Here is a 15553-nt window from a genome sequence, read left to right as displayed (position 1 = left end):
AACCACTGGAATCGAGAGTACGAGCAACGGCGTGGATCGCTCGGTCAGTGCGGATCGCGAGCAGCACACGAAAACATCGAACGCGTCGGTCGGAAAGCCAAAGGGCGCTTTAGCATCCAACTGCACACTATCGCGAACGACCTCATCTCGGAAGCCGTCGAGAACGACTGTTCGCACATCGTGTTTGAAGACCTGAGCCACATCAGAGAGGGCATTCCCGAGGCGACGTGGCAACACCGATGGGCATTCCGACGCCTGTACGGGTACGTCGAGTACAAGGCAGACGAACACGGTGTCGAAGCCGTGCAGGTCGACCCGCGAAACACGTCAAAGCGATGCTCGACGTGTGGGTTTACCCACGACGACAATCGCCACCAGGAGTCGTTCGAATGCCAGGAGTGTGGATATGAGAATCACGCCGACTACAACGCTGCGAAAAACATCGGTTTGCAGTATCTCCGTCGTCGGCAAAACGCAGACGATGGAGGCGCACCCGTAGACGTGCGCTTGAATCGCGGGACGCTGAACGTGAGTGGGGAATATCAACCCCTGCCTCCTGTTAAGGCATAGAATGGGAGTCCACGCGAAAGCCCCACCCGCAACGAGCGAGCGGGTCTGTAGACCCCGAGCGAAGTAGGGTGGGGTAGTTTACCCCCGATATACCCGCGGTAGTCTCATCTTCAAGAGAATTTGCTGAAGATGCGACCGACCCTCTCAATGCATATGACATCTGGCGCAGTTCATAAATAGTATGAAGCCCTAATTTAGGATAGAACGATGGCACGAATCACCGGCTCCTATCCCGATGACCTCGACCTCCTTATCGAAGGTGCTGTCGAGGCTGGTGTGTTTGGGGGCAAGAGCGATGCGTTGCGCGAGTTCGTACGCGAGTACTTCGAGGACCACGAAAACGAGCGTATTGCAGCCGCAGTTGCACTCTACGAACGCGAGCGGATCACGCTCGGTGATGCCGCGAGACTTGCTGCTGTCGACCGCTGGACGATGCGTGACATTCTCCGTGAGCACGGCGTCGACCTCCGCCTCGGACTCGTCGACGAAGACGATGCAGCGTACGAGGCAGAGGCAGCGAGCGAGCTCGAGTTCAGTGATGCAGACTCGGACAGCGAGGAGACGCCTTCAAAATGACAGGCGGCGGTGTTCCACCTAATCCAAGCGTTCTCAACACGACTGTTCTCTCGAATTTCGCCTACATCAACGAACTATGGGTGGCTGCAGGTCTCTCTGGGATCTGTACGGTGCCGGTCGTTCGCGAGGAACTCGAACATGGCGTTGATGACCACCCATATCTCCAAGCAGCACTCGATACTCTCGACGACGAGATTCTGGTCGCGCCTATCTCGGACACAGTCGCAAACAGAGAGGCAGTCGTCAGTGACCATCTCGACCGCGGTGAAGCCCAGGCGTTCGCCCTCGCTGACGCACACGACGGGAGACTGCTGACGGACGACGGCGATGCCCGGTCGTTTGCGAAAGATCAAGGCGTGACCGTTATCGGGTCAGTTGGGGTTCTGTTGGCTGCAATCGATGCAGGGAAGATCGAGGAAGCGACTGCAGACGAGTGGCTGTCGACGTGGATCGACGAGATTGGGTACTACGTTCCGTATCGGACGATTTCGGACTATCGGTGAGCCCCGTATGCGGACTCCACAGTCCGAGTAGTCTCAACTTTCCTGCCTTCGGAGAAGATATATCATTATACAATTTATCAACTAGAAAATCGAGCTGTAAGCCTTCTATTCGGCATATTCAGTGGGTAATCAGGATTGTGGTTTTACTATGTCTTAGAGCAAAAAGACACAGTAAATATTAGTGGGTAGCCACCGTCTCCGCATCCGAACCGATGACAGCTACCGAGACCGGGGGTTCAGACGCCGCAACTGAGATCGATGCTGCGATCGACGCGCGGCTTGCTAGCCTGGACTCAGGGAACTACCGAGCGAACAACGAGCTGGTCCTCAGTTCGTTCGCGGAGTACCTGGCGGCCCACCGCGGCGTGACGAGCTTGGAGGAGTTGGACGTTCTCGACTGTCGCCGGTACGCTCAGTGGCTTCGGGAGCGCGTGAAAGACGACGAGGACGACCTCTCGGCAGCCTCTGCTCACGCGAACGGCCCCTACTTCACTATCGTCCGAGCCTTCCTGGGTTGGTGCGTGGACGACGAACGCCTCAACGCGAATCCCGCTCGGCCAAACCGCGTGAAACAGGAACTCCCCGAGCACCACGGCGATCACGACCGCCAATTCTGGTCTGCCGAGGCGCGCGACGCTCTGCTCGCGTACATGAACGAACGCGCCCACGCCGCACTCGACGAGTCTACAGACGACCGCGAACGGGCCTTCCGCGATCGAGCAGTTGTGACGATGCTCGCGCTCACTGGAGCCCGTGGGGCAGAATTGTTTAACGATCCGCGCGATGAGTACCGCAACGGCATTCGCTGGACCGATATCGACCTCGAACGAGGGGTAGCCGAGGTCTTCGGCAAGACACGCGAACGGCAGCCGATCCCCTTGACCGACCGTGTCGTCTCCTGTCTCGAACGATACCGGACCGTTCTCGAACCCGCGAGCGCCGACTGGCCGGTGTTCCCGACGCGACATCACCCGTCCCTGGCTCGAACCGCCGAGAATGGCCTCAAAGAACGAGGATGGGAAGATGAGGGCGTCAAGTCGGCGCTGGAAGACGCGACTGCGATGGAATTGCTGAGGGAGCATGGGATCGAGCCGCCAGCACTTTCGAAGAACGGCGCCCGATCGCTGATGAAATGCCTGTGTGAAAGCGCCGACATCGGTATCGACGGCGAGTATCTGAAGCCCCACGGGGGACGGAGGGGCCTCGGCAGCGACCTCTACGCCCAAGACGCCGAACTGGCCCAGGAGACTCTTCGGCACGAGTCGATCGAAACCACTCATGAGTCCTACCGCGAACAGAACGTGATCGCGCGGCGCAAGCGGCTTGAGCAGGTTCTCGACGAGTAGATGAAACATTGACTGCGCAGCGATTGTCACCCAATCATTGATTCGTCTCTCTTGGTGACGAGAGGACGGAGATCCACGCCTTCATTGGATTTGAATCCTAAGCGATACAAACGCGGTCATTGCCCCCGACGTAACGTTACAGAAATCTATTACAGACACCCCATACAGATTCAAAAGTCGCCATTTCTCTATCTTCGTACTGATCTACCCGATGCTATATCCACGGACAATTTCGCATTCAACTCGCTCTGAAGTCTGGAACGGTGACGCCGAGCGGCGGATTTACCCCCCGCCCTGACGGGTTTGAGGCCGAGTTCACGGACAAGCCCCACCCTCAACGCGCCGAAGGCGTGTAGGGCGGGGTAGTTGACCCAGTCATCTACAGAGATTACTGGTTAGATTACTGTGTAGAATGTTACAGAGAATCTCCAATGAAATCAGGGGCAAATTGTCGATACAGATGACCACCCCAGATACCAATTACAGATATCTGCCACAGACATCCTTCACAGACTAAAGTTACAGAACTCGAGGTCAGACCACCCCACGCAAACAAAAAACGTGGTAGAAATTTGAGACAGACATCCGTTACAGAAGTTCGTTACAGATGTTCGCCACAGACACACGTGCAAGCGAAATCTGGCCTCCGTTTCGGATCAAATCCTGCAGAGAACCTCGTCACAAACACCGTACACTCGATGATAGGGTGATGAGGACCTGGGTAGCATATCGTCACATGAGAACCACCCAGACATCTGTAACATCAATCTGTAACAGCTGTCTGTAACAGTTGTTTGGCCCGTTCGTCTGACACAGATTTATGTTTGATTGCGCGAAAGGGAAGCGTATGATAACGGCTGTAGTCTACTCAGAATCTGGCGGAACATTCAAAACGACAATGACAGCCAACGTCGCAGTAGCACTAGAGCGAATGGGTCAGAAGACGCTCGTAATCGATCTCGACCCGCAGGAAGGGAACCTGACGAGCCTCTTCGATGTCGGCGCGCATCGTAACGACCCAGACGCGGACAATCTCGTCAAGCACATCCTCGACATGCCAGACGGTCAATTCGAAGACCTGATCGAGACGTCCGAAGAGGGGATCGACATCATTCCGAGCCATGACATGCTCGGAGACTTCACCTCTAATCTAGAGCAGAAAATCTCCTACGAGACGGGGATGCAGAACATGAGCCGTGAGGAGTATCCGCGATTCGAACTCCTGTACGAACTCCTCTGGGAGAAAGAGCAACTGCACGAAGAATACGATGCCATTCTCATCGACCCGAACGCGCGTGCGGAAGACCTCCTGTACAACGCGATATTCGCGCTCCGGACACTTGTTGCACCGGTGAAACCGGCAGGGAAGGGGAACCTGAGCCTAGACGGTCTCGAGGAGTTGGTCGGGAACATGGAATCCGAACTGGAAATCGAGATCGGGCTCTCCTGTGTCGTTCCGTCAGGCGTCGGGCAGACCAACGCTCACCAGCAGTACCAACAGCAGTTCGAGAATACCGAGGCGTTCGCCACACCCGTCACAATCGGGAATCGAGAAAGTCTCATGGACGCTATGTGGGAGGCCAGAGGATCAGCGTTCAAAGTGGTCGAAGAGCGTTGGAAGACCTTCGAGAAAGACGGTGAAATGGTGAGTGAAGCGGGACAGCGACGTGTCCGCGACCGCGAAATCGGGACGTTGCGGAAGCTGTATGTTCTGGCCCGATTCATCGCGACAGAGACATTCGAAACAGACGTAGATCCGGTGATGGAACTCGACATCACGGACCACGAGAACCGGACGATCGACCTCCGCGAAGACGAGCCGATGGAGGCGACATCCGCATGAATAACTTCAAATCGGGTTCCGGGAACCTCGACTTCGGCAGGAACGACGATGACGAGTCTGACGAAGACGAATCGACCGCCGACGAACCAGACTCTCGAAACGAGCAGGCGACTACCGAATCCAGCTCGCGAAACCACGAGGCTTCTGACTCGGCGAGTCGAGAATCCGTTCGACCGGACCGGTCTTCCGGTGAGCAGACATCTGAACAGGAGTTCCAGAACGAATCAACGGTCACGAGTACGACCACGGAGAAATATCCCTACTTCGTCCGCCGGAATAACGTCGGCGACGAACGCGACACGCGCCTGGAAATTCACGTCCGTAATCGTGTGGCTGACCAAGAAGCCGAGTTCCGGAACGAGCTCGCACAACGGCTCGACACGAGCGAGGTTTCGAAAACCGATGCCCGGGAATTCGCTCTGCTCGCGGCATTCCAACATCCTGAGCGCGTTGCGGAGTTGATGCGGGAGGAAGGGTTCGACGCGCTGGATTGAAGCAGGCGGAGTCTACCAGCCTGGTACTACGTGAGATTTTCCGATGTTGATTATGTGAATAAGTGGACAATTTATTGGCCAGACTGGCACCCTGAGTCGTCGGCTTCTCAGCCTTCCTTACCTCAGGTGATGGAAGCCAGAAATCCGAGACCAAATTAGATCGTCAGCTATCTCCGAAAATCCGTTACAGACAGCTATTACAGATCGCTGCCCCAAATGCTGCCGTATCTCTGCTCGCTCGTTCGCACCCACAGACCGACAGATCATCTTTAGAAGGAAAACAGGCCACAGCGGGCTTTCATCGATTCGGATGCATCGATACTACTGCAACCGCGAAGTACGAAAACGACCGTGAATCAGCTTCGATTACAGAAATCCGTCACTTGACGGTTCGTTCGAGAAACTGCTGTATGGCCGCAGGACCAGCAGGTGGAAAGTCATCGATGAGCGGGGCGGGCGATTATCCTTCCTCGACGTGAGTTGTCTTCTACACGGATTGAGGATGGAACGGTTCCGCGGCAAGCAAGTCCATCGCCACACGTTCGGACTCGATATCCGCGAGATCTTCGACCCATACGTGGTTCAAGTCATGTAGCTCAAAGCAAATCGCATTCACACCGGCGTCCAGTGCATCGAAGAATCGAAGACTGTGTACCATGTCTATTTCGACGATCGGGAACAAGTCGAAGGTTGTCTTGAGAAGATTTGCCTACCCCCTCCCCCCTTTGTCGAGTTGTAAACGGATATGAGGGGAAGAGGGTTGAGCCGGTTGGAGATGGTGAAAGCATCAAATCTGCAGTTTCCAGGAGTTAGACGCATTTCACAACATCTCAGCGTTGAACCTGTATGAGGACAATCTTTATTGCAGGTTAGTGAGAACTACACCCGTGATGGGTTCAATATAGCGTAGCTGACTAGATCTTGATGCTCACACCATTTGAACGCTATACAAGAACGACTCCGGTGGATTTGAAGGGCACAGACTGTTATGCCGATGTTTCCGGTCAGAGAACTACTTTTTGACTGTTCCTGCTCGATTCCGGCATAGCCACTTACAACTCGACAAAGGGGGGTGTGTGTTCGAATTCGTGGACCACTACGACACGATGGAATATCCTCAAAGATCCGTTTGGCTTTATTGCAACCTTATAGCCGGGTTACTCAGCGGCCAATAGCCGCTTCTAATTAATTTTGAAACACCCTTTAAGTCGAATGGCAGATCTTCAAGGACCTCCCATCTCTCCTACTTTCCAAATACGTCCCACTATGCAGCGGACTTCGCGCTTACAACTCGACAAAGGGGGGTGAGGGCGACGTCCAAGTAGGTGTGGAGTCCAATTCTACCTCGAAAACTCACAGATTTGATCTCCCAATGAACCCTTCTCCGTTACAACTCGATAAAGGGGGGTTGCTTGCCTGCCCTCACATGGGCGAGACTCGACAAGGTTGCAATGTTAGATATCGATGACGGTATTCTCAACAATTGCGTAAAACGAGGAGACAATGCGCGATACTCATGATATCGGGACCTTACATTTCTCTAGAGGTGTGGTTTTTTATACGTGGGCGTGTAGGGTGACTAGCATGGCAGACGACTCCCAGGACAGTGAGAACGGCGGCGGCCCGCCGGTGTTTGAGACTGCTGATGGGAGCTCTCAAGAGACGTTCGAGGAGGTCGGTGCCGATCCGTCTGAATCCAATAGCAATGAAGTCATCGGCGAGTCCGCCGCAAATTCCGACTCGACTACTGACACCAACCAGGAGAACACGTCGATCTCTATTCGCGAACGATTTCAGGAGTCTTCTACGAGTTCTATCTTCGTCGATAAGGATCTCGTTCGACCGGATACGATCATCGACGAAGACCGAATCGTCGGTCGCGACCAGCAACTCGAACGAGTCATCGACAACCTCCGGCCGGCGCTCGAGGGGGGCGGTCTTCCCAACATGTTGCTCAACGGCCCGTCTGGAACGGGAAAGTCGCTCATCATCAACGCAGTCTGTAAACAGGTCGTCGATCTCTGTCAGTCCCAGGGAGTCAGATTCGGTGTCGTTTCGCTCAACTGCGAAGCGCCCAAGTCTCTCGATCGAGCGGTCTATCGACTCGTCCGGTGCGTCGCCGAAGACGTCAACGCAGCGGTCGGTGTTCCGGAAAGCGGCGTCTCCACCGACCGAAAGTTCGAGCGGCTGTTCGAACTCATTAACGAGAACTACGACGCCGTCATCTTCATCCTTGACGAGATCGACCTCCTCGAAGGGCCGTACGAGGACACCGCGTACTCGTCGTTGCTCTACCAGCTCTCCCGCGCGGAGACGCTCGGGAACATCGAAGGAAGCGTTTCGGTGACTGCGCTGACGAATTACACGCACTTCATGCAGGACCTGAACAGTCGGGCGGAGAGCTCATTCAACCCCGACGACATCTTCTTTGACGACTACGACGCGAACCAGCTCCGAGCGATCCTCGAAAACCGTAAAGACGCGTTCAAAGACGGCTCGCTTACGGGCGACGTCATACCTCTCGTCGCGGCGTTCGGATCCCAGACGCACGGTGACGCCCGGAAGGCGATCGACCTGTTCCGCTGGGCGGGCGAGTTCGCCGAACGCCGCGGCTCGGAGACGGTCGAGGAACGAGACGTCCGGTCAGCACAGGATAAATACGACGAGAACCGGACGTTACGGCATATATCCGGACTTGCGACCCAGAAGAAACTCTCCCTCTACGCGACTGCAGCGGTCGAGTACTACGCCAAGCAAGATCTCAACCGAATCCCAGCCGGCGTCGGATGGGAAGTCTACAAGTTCGTCGCCGACCGGATCGACGCCGACCAGTACAGCCGCGAGACCTACGTGAACAATGTCACCGAACAGGAGACGTACGGAATCCTCTCGTCGGAACGACGCGGTCGCGGTCGAGGCCGCGGAGTCCACATGTTCTTCACGCTCGAAGAGAGCGCCGAGAACATCGTCCAGACGATCGAGACCGACTCGCGGATCGGTGATATCGAGTCCGACCACGAGATGCTCCGAAGCGTCGTACGGACCAAACTCAATTCCTTCTTCGATTAGCTGCCCCCTGTCTGCTCCGCGCTTACAACTCGACAACGGGGTGTTCGAAGCTTACAGCACGATATTGGGGGTGCGATTACATCTCGACAACGGGGGGCCGCCGCGAAGCAGGGGTGTGACGAGTCGTGAACGCCGTGCAATCACGACGTAACCGAATCTGGTGAAATACGACTGTTTACAACCAAAATCCAGCAATTTACATCTCGACAAAGGGGGGTCCAGATCGCGGCTTTGGGGAGAAATGTCTTCTCACATGTTTTCCAATCTACCCCCCGTCATCGAGAAGTAAACTGACGTAGTATGTCGTCTATGACGGGTGATCGTCGATTTACACACTATCTCTATCAAAAGAGTACGAGCGTATCGAGCACTTCTCGGTGTTGTCCTCATTCGTCTGGACTGGCGGGGCTTTGTACTTTGACTTCACTTGGTCTCCATCTCGCCACTGCCAGTAGTCGTAGCGATTACCATTGATCTCCTTCGTCGTAATCGTCGCCTTCGAGGGAACGTCGTCCGGGAGATCGTCCGGCGTTTCTTCGACCTGGTCTCCGTCGTCTTCCTCGTCTAGGCGAGCTTCGTGTTCATGATACTTGGCGAGTTCCTCGGCGTAGCTGGCGATGCGTCGGAGTTCGTCGGGAGACAAATCGTCGAGCGGGCACTGTCTAGTTGAGGGTGTTAGAAGTGAGCAGGTCGTAGCAAGAAGTGCTCATGCGACTCGCAGACCAGCTCAGAGAGACCTTAGATGTGGACAGCCAAGACGTTTGGGAGAACGAGCGTACCCCGACACCCGTCCGCTGTTTCGGGGTCCGTCTCCACTCGATGGGGCTGTCAGTTCGGGATACAAGTGGTGTTTTCGGCTTGCTGGGTGTCGAACGCTCGCACGGGGCGATCTGGCAATGGACTCATCGGCTAGCCGACAGTGACCAAGATCCGTTGCTAGCGAAGCCGGCGCGGGTTGCGTTCGACGAAGCCGCTGACAAAATTGACGGCGAATGGCAATGGCTGTACGCGGCGGTCGATCTCGACTCACTGAATTTGCTGGAATGCACCGTCTTCGGCCATCACGGCACCGATCCCGCAGCGGCGTTTCTCCACCGACTCACCGAGAAATTTGACCTCGCCGACACCGAATTTCTCGTCGATGCCTACGGCTATCGGACTGCCCTCTCACGAGTAGGACTGAGCGGTCGTGTTGACTACACCGATCGAAACCATATCGAAAAGTGGTTTCACACGTTCAAAATGCGCTCCGACCGCTTTCACACGAGGTGGGTGGGCAGTCAGCGGGCTGTCACCGAGTGGTGTCACCAATTTCGCCGCTATTACAACCACCAACGGCCAAATCAAGCGCTCGACGGCAAAACTCCAGTCGAAGTGCTCAACTAGACAGTGCCCTTCTATCGCAATTCTCGGAATAGCAAGAAAGTAGCGACACACACAGACCACCTTGCAAGTGTTCTTTACTTCGTCGAGAGAGTGGGGCTATCTCGGCGGGAGTCCTTAGGAAATATAAAGAGTCAGATTATGATGGGGAATGTAAACGAAATAATCTCCACTGAACCCCAGATATCCTGGACGTAGGCGCTTCTATCCTCTTTTCTCGCTCCGAGCAATATATGCAACAACAACAATATTTATAATATAGTTAGCTAGTAGTAGTGGAGAAAATTACACTCATGCTATCAAATGATTCACTATCGGCATATTCGGGAACAGCTGCTATCTTTCTGGCGACCCTCCCCCACCTTCTCTGGAGTTGAGAACACTTGCAAGGTGGTGTGTGGGTGTGCTCCCTCTCCAAACAGTTGAAACACTTGCAGGGTGGTGGGCAGTTTTAATAGGGTTGGTAAAAGACATACAGACAATGGTGGACGTTGACGAGAATCCATTCAGTGGGAAGGACTCTATCTTCGAGCAAAAGCAACCGCTCAAGAAGGATACGTTCACGCCGGAGACCATCTTTCACCGGGACGACGAGATCGAGCTTTACATCAACGCACTCCAGGACGTTGTCGTCGGACATGCTCCGAACAACGTCTTCGTGTACGGTCCTACGGGCGTCGGGAAAACGGCGGTAACGAAGTGGGTCCGTGACAAACTTCAGGAGAAGGCTGATTCACAGGACGTTCCCTTGACTGTTCTCGGCCCGATCAACTGTCGGAACTACAAATCCTCCTACGCACTCGTCACGTCTCTCGTCAACGAATTCCGTGCACCTGATGACCAGCTTCCGGACAGTGGTTACAGTACAGATCGCGTTTTCGAGTTCCTCTATGAGGAAATTGAGGCTGTAGGGGGAAACGTCCTCATCATACTCGACGAAATCGACAACATTCCGCCCGATGCCCGCAATGACTTCTTATATGAACTGCCTCGCGCCGAGGCTAACGAAAATACGCCTATCTCAGAGGCGAAGATCGGTCTCATCGGAATCTCGAATGACCTGAAGTTCGTCGACGTCCTCGAACCGAAAGTCAAATCGACGCTTGGTGAGCGCGAGATTAAGTTCGGACCGTATAACGCAAATGAGCTCCAGGACATTCTCGAATACTACGCCGGTATCGCATTCCGGGACGGCGTCTTGGAGGAAGACGTTGTCCCGCTGGCAGCCGCCTTCTCTGCTCAGGAGCGCGGCGACGTTCGGCAGGGCCTTCGCATCCTCGAGAAAGCTGGTGAATATGCACGAATGGAAGGTGTCGATACTGTCACTGAAGACCACACCAGACGAGCGACTGATACTATCGAGAAAGACGAGATCTTGGACTACTTCGAGCAGGATCTGAGTTCCCAGCAGGCACTCACATATCTTGCAACGACGCTCGCATTCATCGAACCGAAACACGAGGCGGCGACTAAACGGATATACAATCTCTATTCGTCGATCGCAGAGTCAAGCGGACGGCGCGTGAAATCCGAACGCAAGATCTACGAATTCCTCGACCAGCTGTCGATGCAGGGACTCGTTAGGTCCGCGGAAAAGAATCTGGGTAGAAAAGGCGGTCGGAAATACGTGTACGAGGTCACCGACGATCCGGCTGATGTTATCGACGCTGCGCTCCAATCGTCCTATAGTAATGCCGTTCCGAGCAACGTGAACGAAATCCTTAACCACTATCTAGAGGACGAGGCGACCGACTTCGAACCTCCGGACGGGTCCAGCGAAGAGCAACAGGAACTCTGGAAATTTGTCTGATATTGGCCGGATACATAACACTCGCAAGGTGGTGTGGGGGGTGAACACTTGCAGGGTGGTGTCGGAGGAACACTCGCAGGATGGTGTGGGGTCGAACACTTGAAGGGTGGTGTAGTAGCTGTCAATACATAGTGGATATCCTTACTGAGGGGCATATACCCCTCAAAAACACTTGCAAGGTGGTGTTGGGCGAGCACTTGCAGGGCGGTGTCGGAGGAACACTCGCAGGGTGGTGTGCAGGAATCCAATATCTCATACTCTCGCTGTTGGTGATCTCACGATTCCCACCTCCCGTCATCGAAGTGTAATTGGCCCGTCGATCGATTGGCGAGAGACTCGGATCAATACCTTCGGATCCAATGGTCCCCGTCATCGATGTATAACTTGGCGTGATGGTCTCCCCCGTAATCGAAGTGTAAGTTCGTTCGTAGGGACACCCCCCGTAATCGAAGTGAAAATCCTGACTCTTAAGCCTCGTCCCTATCTTTCTCAGGCGTTTTCAAATCGCAGACGGGGAGAAAACTGAGTCCCAGACTGATCCTCTACAGGCAAGAAGACGGAAATCCTCGGGGTATCGTATTGAGGAGGTTCACTCGTCCGGATTGACTGGTCCCTTGTACTGGGACTTGACGCTATCTCCCTCCCGCCATTGCCAGTAGTCATAGCGATTGTCGTTGATCTCCTTGATCGTGATCGTCGCTTTGGTAGGGACGTCGTCCGGGAGGTCGTCTGGTCGCTCATCGACTTCTTCTTGATCTGTCGACTCCTCGAGACGGGCCTCTCGTTCCTTGTGCTCGGCGAGCGCTTCAGCGTACGTCGCAACGTCTCTGAGCTGCTTCGGGTCCGACTCGTTGAGCGTATTGACGATCTCCGCCGGGAGGTTCGCCGGTGGGGTCGGGGGTTCGTAGGACATCGGCTGCTCTCGTGTTAACCAACAAAGCGCGTACTGGCATAGATTTGTTGGTTAATCAGATAGCGACTCGTCACCGGCTGAAGAGTATGAATAGCAAACTATCCGCGAATAGGACGTGCCGTTAGACATTATCGGGGCGGGGTGCGTTCTCGTACTTGACCATCTTCTCGGGTTTATCAGAGATGGTGTCGTAGATCTGCTGGAGCGTCTCCTCTGCAGCGAGCAAGTTGTGATCCTCCAGAAACTCCCGCCCCTCCTCGGTCAGGCCGTAGAACTTCCAAGGGTAGCCCTGTCGGCGCTGGCCGTCGTCCAGGGCGACCTCTTTGACGATGCCGGCGTCAATGAGCTTCTGGATATGCTTGTAGACGGTGGCATCGCTCACGCTGGGGTTGAGTTCCTCGAGCTCGTACATCGAGGGCAGCTGCTCGGGATGCTGGAGGATGTTGTTGATCAGTGCGAACCGCGTCTGTTGGGTGACGAAGTGAACGAGTTCGCGGGATTCCATCCCCTCAGCAGTCCCCAGGTCGGTGCTCATACGACACGATACACGCCCTGGCGGCAAGTAGTTTACCCTTGGGTAAATCACTCTATAGTAAACCACTTCTGACTGACTTGGTAATTTACTTCATAAACCCTATCGTACGGCGCTGAGAGGGTTCGTGTATGTCCGACGAGGAGCCGTCCGTCCCCGAGGGGGTCCTCACCAGTGCGAAGGACCAACTCGACGACGAAGAGATTTCGCTGGCGGACAACGAAGAGATCCTCCACGCTCTGAGCGAATTGACCCCCGTCTACGAGAACGACCGATCCTACTTCGTGCTGGGGAACTACGACCGGGAACCCATCCGCCGGCTGAACCTCGTGGTCGACCGTCTCAACCGCCGACAGAACGCTTACGCCTTCCGGATGGTCGACGCGATGAAGATGCTTACACCCGCCAGCGGGGGATCTTTGCTGCCGGTCTGGACAGGTACAGGATTCGCTGCCGACGGCGACTTAGTAGCGGTTTCCGGACGCCGACTGCACCTCGCACCGACTACCTTTCTCGAGCAGCGAGACTGAGCCAATCGAGAGAGGGCAGTCCAATAGCCGTAGGCATCGACGAGGAAGTCTTTGTCGGCGAGGTCGTATTTCTCGTTGAGGCGGTGGAGAAATGCCGCAGCAGGATCGGTGCCGTGGCGGCTGAAGATGGTGCATTCCAGCAAATACAGCGAGTCGAGATCGACCGCCGCATACAGCCAGTTCCACTCACCGTCGAGTTTGACAGCGGCTTCATCAACCGTGACCCGCGCCGGCAAAGCGGTGGGTCTTCGTCGCTGTCGACCAGCCGATGCGTCCACTGCCAGATCGCGCCGTGCGACCATTCGATACCCGGCAAGCCGAAAACGGCACTCGTCCCCGAACTGACAGCCCCATCGAGTGGAGACACACCCCGAAACAGCGGACGGGCGTCGGGGTGTGCGTTCTCCCAAACGTCTTGACTGTCCTCGTCCAACGTCTCGCTGAGGGAGTTTGCGAGTCGCATAAGCACTTCTCGCTACGACCTCCTCGCTTCTCAAACTCGCTCAACTAGACAGTGCCAGAAAATAGTTCCAGGCAATCACCATGCGGATCGACCGCTTTCACTCGTTTTGACGGGGCAGTCAACGGTGCGCGAAGAATGGTTACGACGCTTCAGGCACCACTACAACCACGAAGGACCCAATCAGGCGCTCGACGGACGAACGCCAGCTGAGGAGGTACTGAACTAGACAGTGCCCCGTTGCGCGACTTTTCGAGAACGGGGTGGATGATCTCCTGGTGTTCGGCGAGCATCCGCTGCTGACTCATCTCCTTGATTATCTCCACTGCTTGCTTAACCATATCGGCATCGTCGAGTGCTTCAAGGAGACCAACAGCTGTAGCACGCGTCTTCTCGATGCGCTCCTGCTTGACCTTGTTTAGACGCATGAATTCACGGTCGTGAGTGGCTGACGATGAGTTCAATGTTTCTGACTGCGCATTTCAGAACGTGCTCGCGGAACTGACCGAACCAGGTTCGCGCACGAACGATCTCACCGTATTTTTCGGCGAAGCGCAAAAAATGTGGATTCAGCGTTCGAGCGTTGATTATAGGTCGTATCATATTGCAAGACGTTGTTAGTGATGCCGTGCAAGCCAAATTCGCGGTGCTTGATCACCGTTTTGACGCCTTCATCACGCAACATTTGGCGAAGAAATCATCAGTTGTATCCCTTGTTGGCGGTAAGAATGTTCGGTTTGTCGAGATTACGTTTGACCATTTGCCAGCCGGTCTTGGAATCGTGTGGTTATTTGTATCATCGAACCATGTATATTAAGTATCTAATCTGTTCCCTGGCCGTAAAGAAGCGTCGTTTTCACCACCTCGAACGTGTAATTCGTCCGTTTTGCGTAGTGTTGGCTGGTAGCTATCCGATCCATGCCGGTTGCGTCGATGGCCTGAACATTGCCAAGATTGTGAAACTCCGCCGACAGCTTCAGGAAGAAGGGCCAGATCTGCAATTCGAGATCCTGATTACTCGTACACACGATCGTGAAATCAGACAGTTCAGACACCGCGAGATTGAGTTGAGTGATAATTCTGTGCACTCCGTGCAGCACGCCCAGCAGACGCTGATACGTGCGATCAAGAAACTTGCGGAGGCCGTGAATTGCCACAATCTCCCAATCTGCGTAGCCGTCTTCCCTCCTTGGAACGCTGGATCCGGCTCGCCGACAACGGCTTTTTCGGAAAGCGAGACAACCTGATCAGTGAAGCGGGCGAGTTTGCTGGACACAAACCCACCTTCCCGCTTCACTGCCTAGTAAGTTAGACATTTAACCAATCTTACTAGCGTTTAAACACACCCCAATCGGGCGAGCCGAACTAACAGCGTCTGTTCGCCCCGATCGAAGGACAAGCTCTCAACAGCCCGCAATTAGGCGTCTGAACAAGGCTCCTTGATTGTGTTCCACGTATCCTCATCTTCGAGTGCATTGACGATACGGGGAATCGTTCCCCGGTCTTCGTCCATTTTGCGTGCAA

At 54.8% G+C, this 15553-nt stretch carries 12 protein-coding genes and 6 pseudogenes; 12 read left to right on the top strand and 6 right to left on the bottom strand.

Annotated elements, in window-relative coordinates; genetic code table 11:
• The 8 genes and pseudogenes from ACMGFE_RS22790 to ACMGFE_RS22755 all read left to right on the top strand — a co-directional run.
• Positions 1-570 (top strand): RNA-guided endonuclease InsQ/TnpB family protein (locus tag ACMGFE_RS22790; RefSeq protein ID WP_436927572.1); only part of this gene is annotated, 570 nt, incomplete at its 5' end.
• Between the two features lie 207 nt (positions 571-777).
• Positions 778-1146 carry a UPF0175 family protein gene (locus tag ACMGFE_RS22785; RefSeq protein ID WP_436927571.1) on the top strand — a complete coding sequence of 123 codons (369 nt, stop codon included), beginning with the start codon at positions 778-780 and terminating at the stop codon, positions 1144-1146.
• Entirely contained in the window at positions 1143-1649 is a 507-nt protein-coding gene (locus tag ACMGFE_RS22780) for a PIN domain-containing protein (protein ID WP_436927570.1), read from the top strand. Before ACMGFE_RS22785 ends, ACMGFE_RS22780 begins: the two co-directional genes overlap by 4 nt.
• Positions 1650-1861: 212 nt before the next feature.
• The gene (locus tag ACMGFE_RS22775; RefSeq protein WP_436927569.1) at positions 1862-2995 is read left to right on the top strand and encodes a tyrosine-type recombinase/integrase; all 1134 of its coding nucleotides are present in this window, start codon (positions 1862-1864) and stop codon (positions 2993-2995) included.
• A 239-nt stretch (positions 2996-3234) separates the two neighbouring features.
• Positions 3235-3351, top strand: a pseudogene (locus ACMGFE_RS22770) (transposase); the annotation flags it as partial.
• Between the two features lie 491 nt (positions 3352-3842).
• Entirely contained in the window at positions 3843-4838 is a 996-nt protein-coding gene (locus ACMGFE_RS22765; RefSeq protein ID WP_436927568.1) for a ParA family protein, read from the top strand.
• Positions 4835-5332: a DUF7970 domain-containing protein gene (locus ACMGFE_RS22760; RefSeq protein ID WP_436927567.1), complete on the top strand. Its 498-nt coding sequence runs from the start codon at positions 4835-4837 to the stop codon at positions 5330-5332. The genes ACMGFE_RS22765 and ACMGFE_RS22760 overlap by 4 nt, the downstream gene beginning before the upstream one ends.
• A gap of 1713 nt (positions 5333-7045) precedes the next feature.
• The gene (locus ACMGFE_RS22755; protein WP_436927576.1) at positions 7046-8401 is read left to right on the top strand and encodes an orc1/cdc6 family replication initiation protein; all 1356 of its coding nucleotides are present in this window, start codon (positions 7046-7048) and stop codon (positions 8399-8401) included.
• Between the two features lie 386 nt (positions 8402-8787).
• Here ACMGFE_RS22755 and ACMGFE_RS22750 read toward each other — a convergent pair.
• Positions 8788-9053 (bottom strand): annotated as a pseudogene (locus ACMGFE_RS22750) (hypothetical protein); the annotation flags it as partial.
• 56 nt (positions 9054-9109) lie between these two features.
• Between ACMGFE_RS22750 and ACMGFE_RS22745 the strand changes: the two are divergent.
• Positions 9110-9787, top strand: a complete 678-nt coding sequence (locus tag ACMGFE_RS22745; protein WP_436927566.1) for an IS6 family transposase — start codon at positions 9110-9112, stop codon at positions 9785-9787.
• Between the two features lie 478 nt (positions 9788-10265).
• Positions 10266-11594: a Cdc6/Cdc18 family protein gene (locus ACMGFE_RS22740; RefSeq protein ID WP_436927565.1), complete on the top strand. Its 1329-nt coding sequence runs from the start codon at positions 10266-10268 to the stop codon at positions 11592-11594.
• Between the two features lie 589 nt (positions 11595-12183).
• Here ACMGFE_RS22740 and ACMGFE_RS22735 read toward each other — a convergent pair.
• Positions 12184-12507 (bottom strand): hypothetical protein, encoded by a 324-nt coding sequence (locus tag ACMGFE_RS22735; protein ID WP_436927564.1) that lies wholly within the window; start codon positions 12505-12507, stop codon positions 12184-12186.
• Positions 12508-12628: 121 nt separating this feature from the next.
• Entirely contained in the window at positions 12629-13042 is a 414-nt protein-coding gene (locus tag ACMGFE_RS22730; RefSeq protein ID WP_436927563.1) for a transcriptional repressor, read from the bottom strand.
• A 128-nt stretch (positions 13043-13170) separates the two neighbouring features.
• On the opposite strand from ACMGFE_RS22730, the pseudogene ACMGFE_RS22725 reads away from it, so the two are divergent.
• A pseudogene (locus tag ACMGFE_RS22725) lies at positions 13171-13422 on the top strand (DUF8170 family protein); the annotation flags it as partial.
• 152 nt (positions 13423-13574) lie between these two features.
• Here ACMGFE_RS22725 and ACMGFE_RS22720 read toward each other — a convergent pair.
• Positions 13575-14032 (bottom strand): annotated as a pseudogene (locus tag ACMGFE_RS22720) (DDE-type integrase/transposase/recombinase); the annotation flags it as partial.
• Positions 14033-14097: 65 nt separating this feature from the next.
• Here ACMGFE_RS22720 and ACMGFE_RS22715 point away from each other — a divergent pair.
• Positions 14098-14258, top strand: a pseudogene (locus ACMGFE_RS22715) (IS6 family transposase); the annotation flags it as partial.
• On the opposite strand, the gene ACMGFE_RS22710 reads toward ACMGFE_RS22715, so the two are convergent.
• Together ACMGFE_RS22710 and ACMGFE_RS22705 are read right to left on the bottom strand one after the other, a co-directional pair.
• Positions 14182-14457 (bottom strand): hypothetical protein, encoded by a 276-nt coding sequence (locus ACMGFE_RS22710; RefSeq protein WP_436927562.1) that lies wholly within the window; start codon positions 14455-14457, stop codon positions 14182-14184. The pseudogene ACMGFE_RS22715 and the gene ACMGFE_RS22710 sit on opposite strands and share 77 nt — an antisense overlap.
• Positions 14458-14461: 4 nt before the next feature.
• Positions 14462-15326: pseudogene (locus ACMGFE_RS22705) on the bottom strand (transposase).
• Between the last annotated feature and the right edge of the window lie 227 nt (positions 15327-15553).

This window comes from Halosimplex amylolyticum, from assembly GCF_051414035.1.
GTDB lineage: Archaea > Halobacteriota > Halobacteria > Halobacteriales > Haloarculaceae > Halosimplex > Halosimplex amylolyticum.
The sequence above is the reverse complement of the archived record's forward strand: the minus strand, read 5'-3'. Positions and strand labels throughout refer to the sequence as shown.

Bases quoted from the DNA above. Each gene is read 5' to 3' on its own strand.
- ACMGFE_RS22785 (WP_436927571.1), top strand. From the start codon at position 778: ATGGCACGAATCACCGGCTCCTATCCCGATGACCTCGACCTCCTTATC.
- ACMGFE_RS22780 (WP_436927570.1), top strand. From the start codon at position 1,143: ATGACAGGCGGCGGTGTTCCACCTAATCCAAGCGTTCTCAACACGACT.
- ACMGFE_RS22775 (WP_436927569.1), top strand. From the start codon at position 1,862: ATGACAGCTACCGAGACCGGGGGTTCAGACGCCGCAACTGAGATCGAT.
- ACMGFE_RS22765 (WP_436927568.1), top strand. From the start codon at position 3,843: ATGATAACGGCTGTAGTCTACTCAGAATCTGGCGGAACATTCAAAACG.
- ACMGFE_RS22760 (WP_436927567.1), top strand. From the start codon at position 4,835: ATGAATAACTTCAAATCGGGTTCCGGGAACCTCGACTTCGGCAGGAAC.
- ACMGFE_RS22745 (WP_436927566.1), top strand. From the start codon at position 9,110: ATGCGACTCGCAGACCAGCTCAGAGAGACCTTAGATGTGGACAGCCAA.
- ACMGFE_RS22740 (WP_436927565.1), top strand. From the start codon at position 10,266: ATGGTGGACGTTGACGAGAATCCATTCAGTGGGAAGGACTCTATCTTC.
- ACMGFE_RS22735 (WP_436927564.1), bottom strand. From the start codon at position 12,507: ATGTCCTACGAACCCCCGACCCCACCGGCGAACCTCCCGGCGGAGATC.
- ACMGFE_RS22730 (WP_436927563.1), bottom strand. From the start codon at position 13,042: ATGAGCACCGACCTGGGGACTGCTGAGGGGATGGAATCCCGCGAACTC.
- ACMGFE_RS22710 (WP_436927562.1), bottom strand. From the start codon at position 14,457: ATGCGTCTAAACAAGGTCAAGCAGGAGCGCATCGAGAAGACGCGTGCT.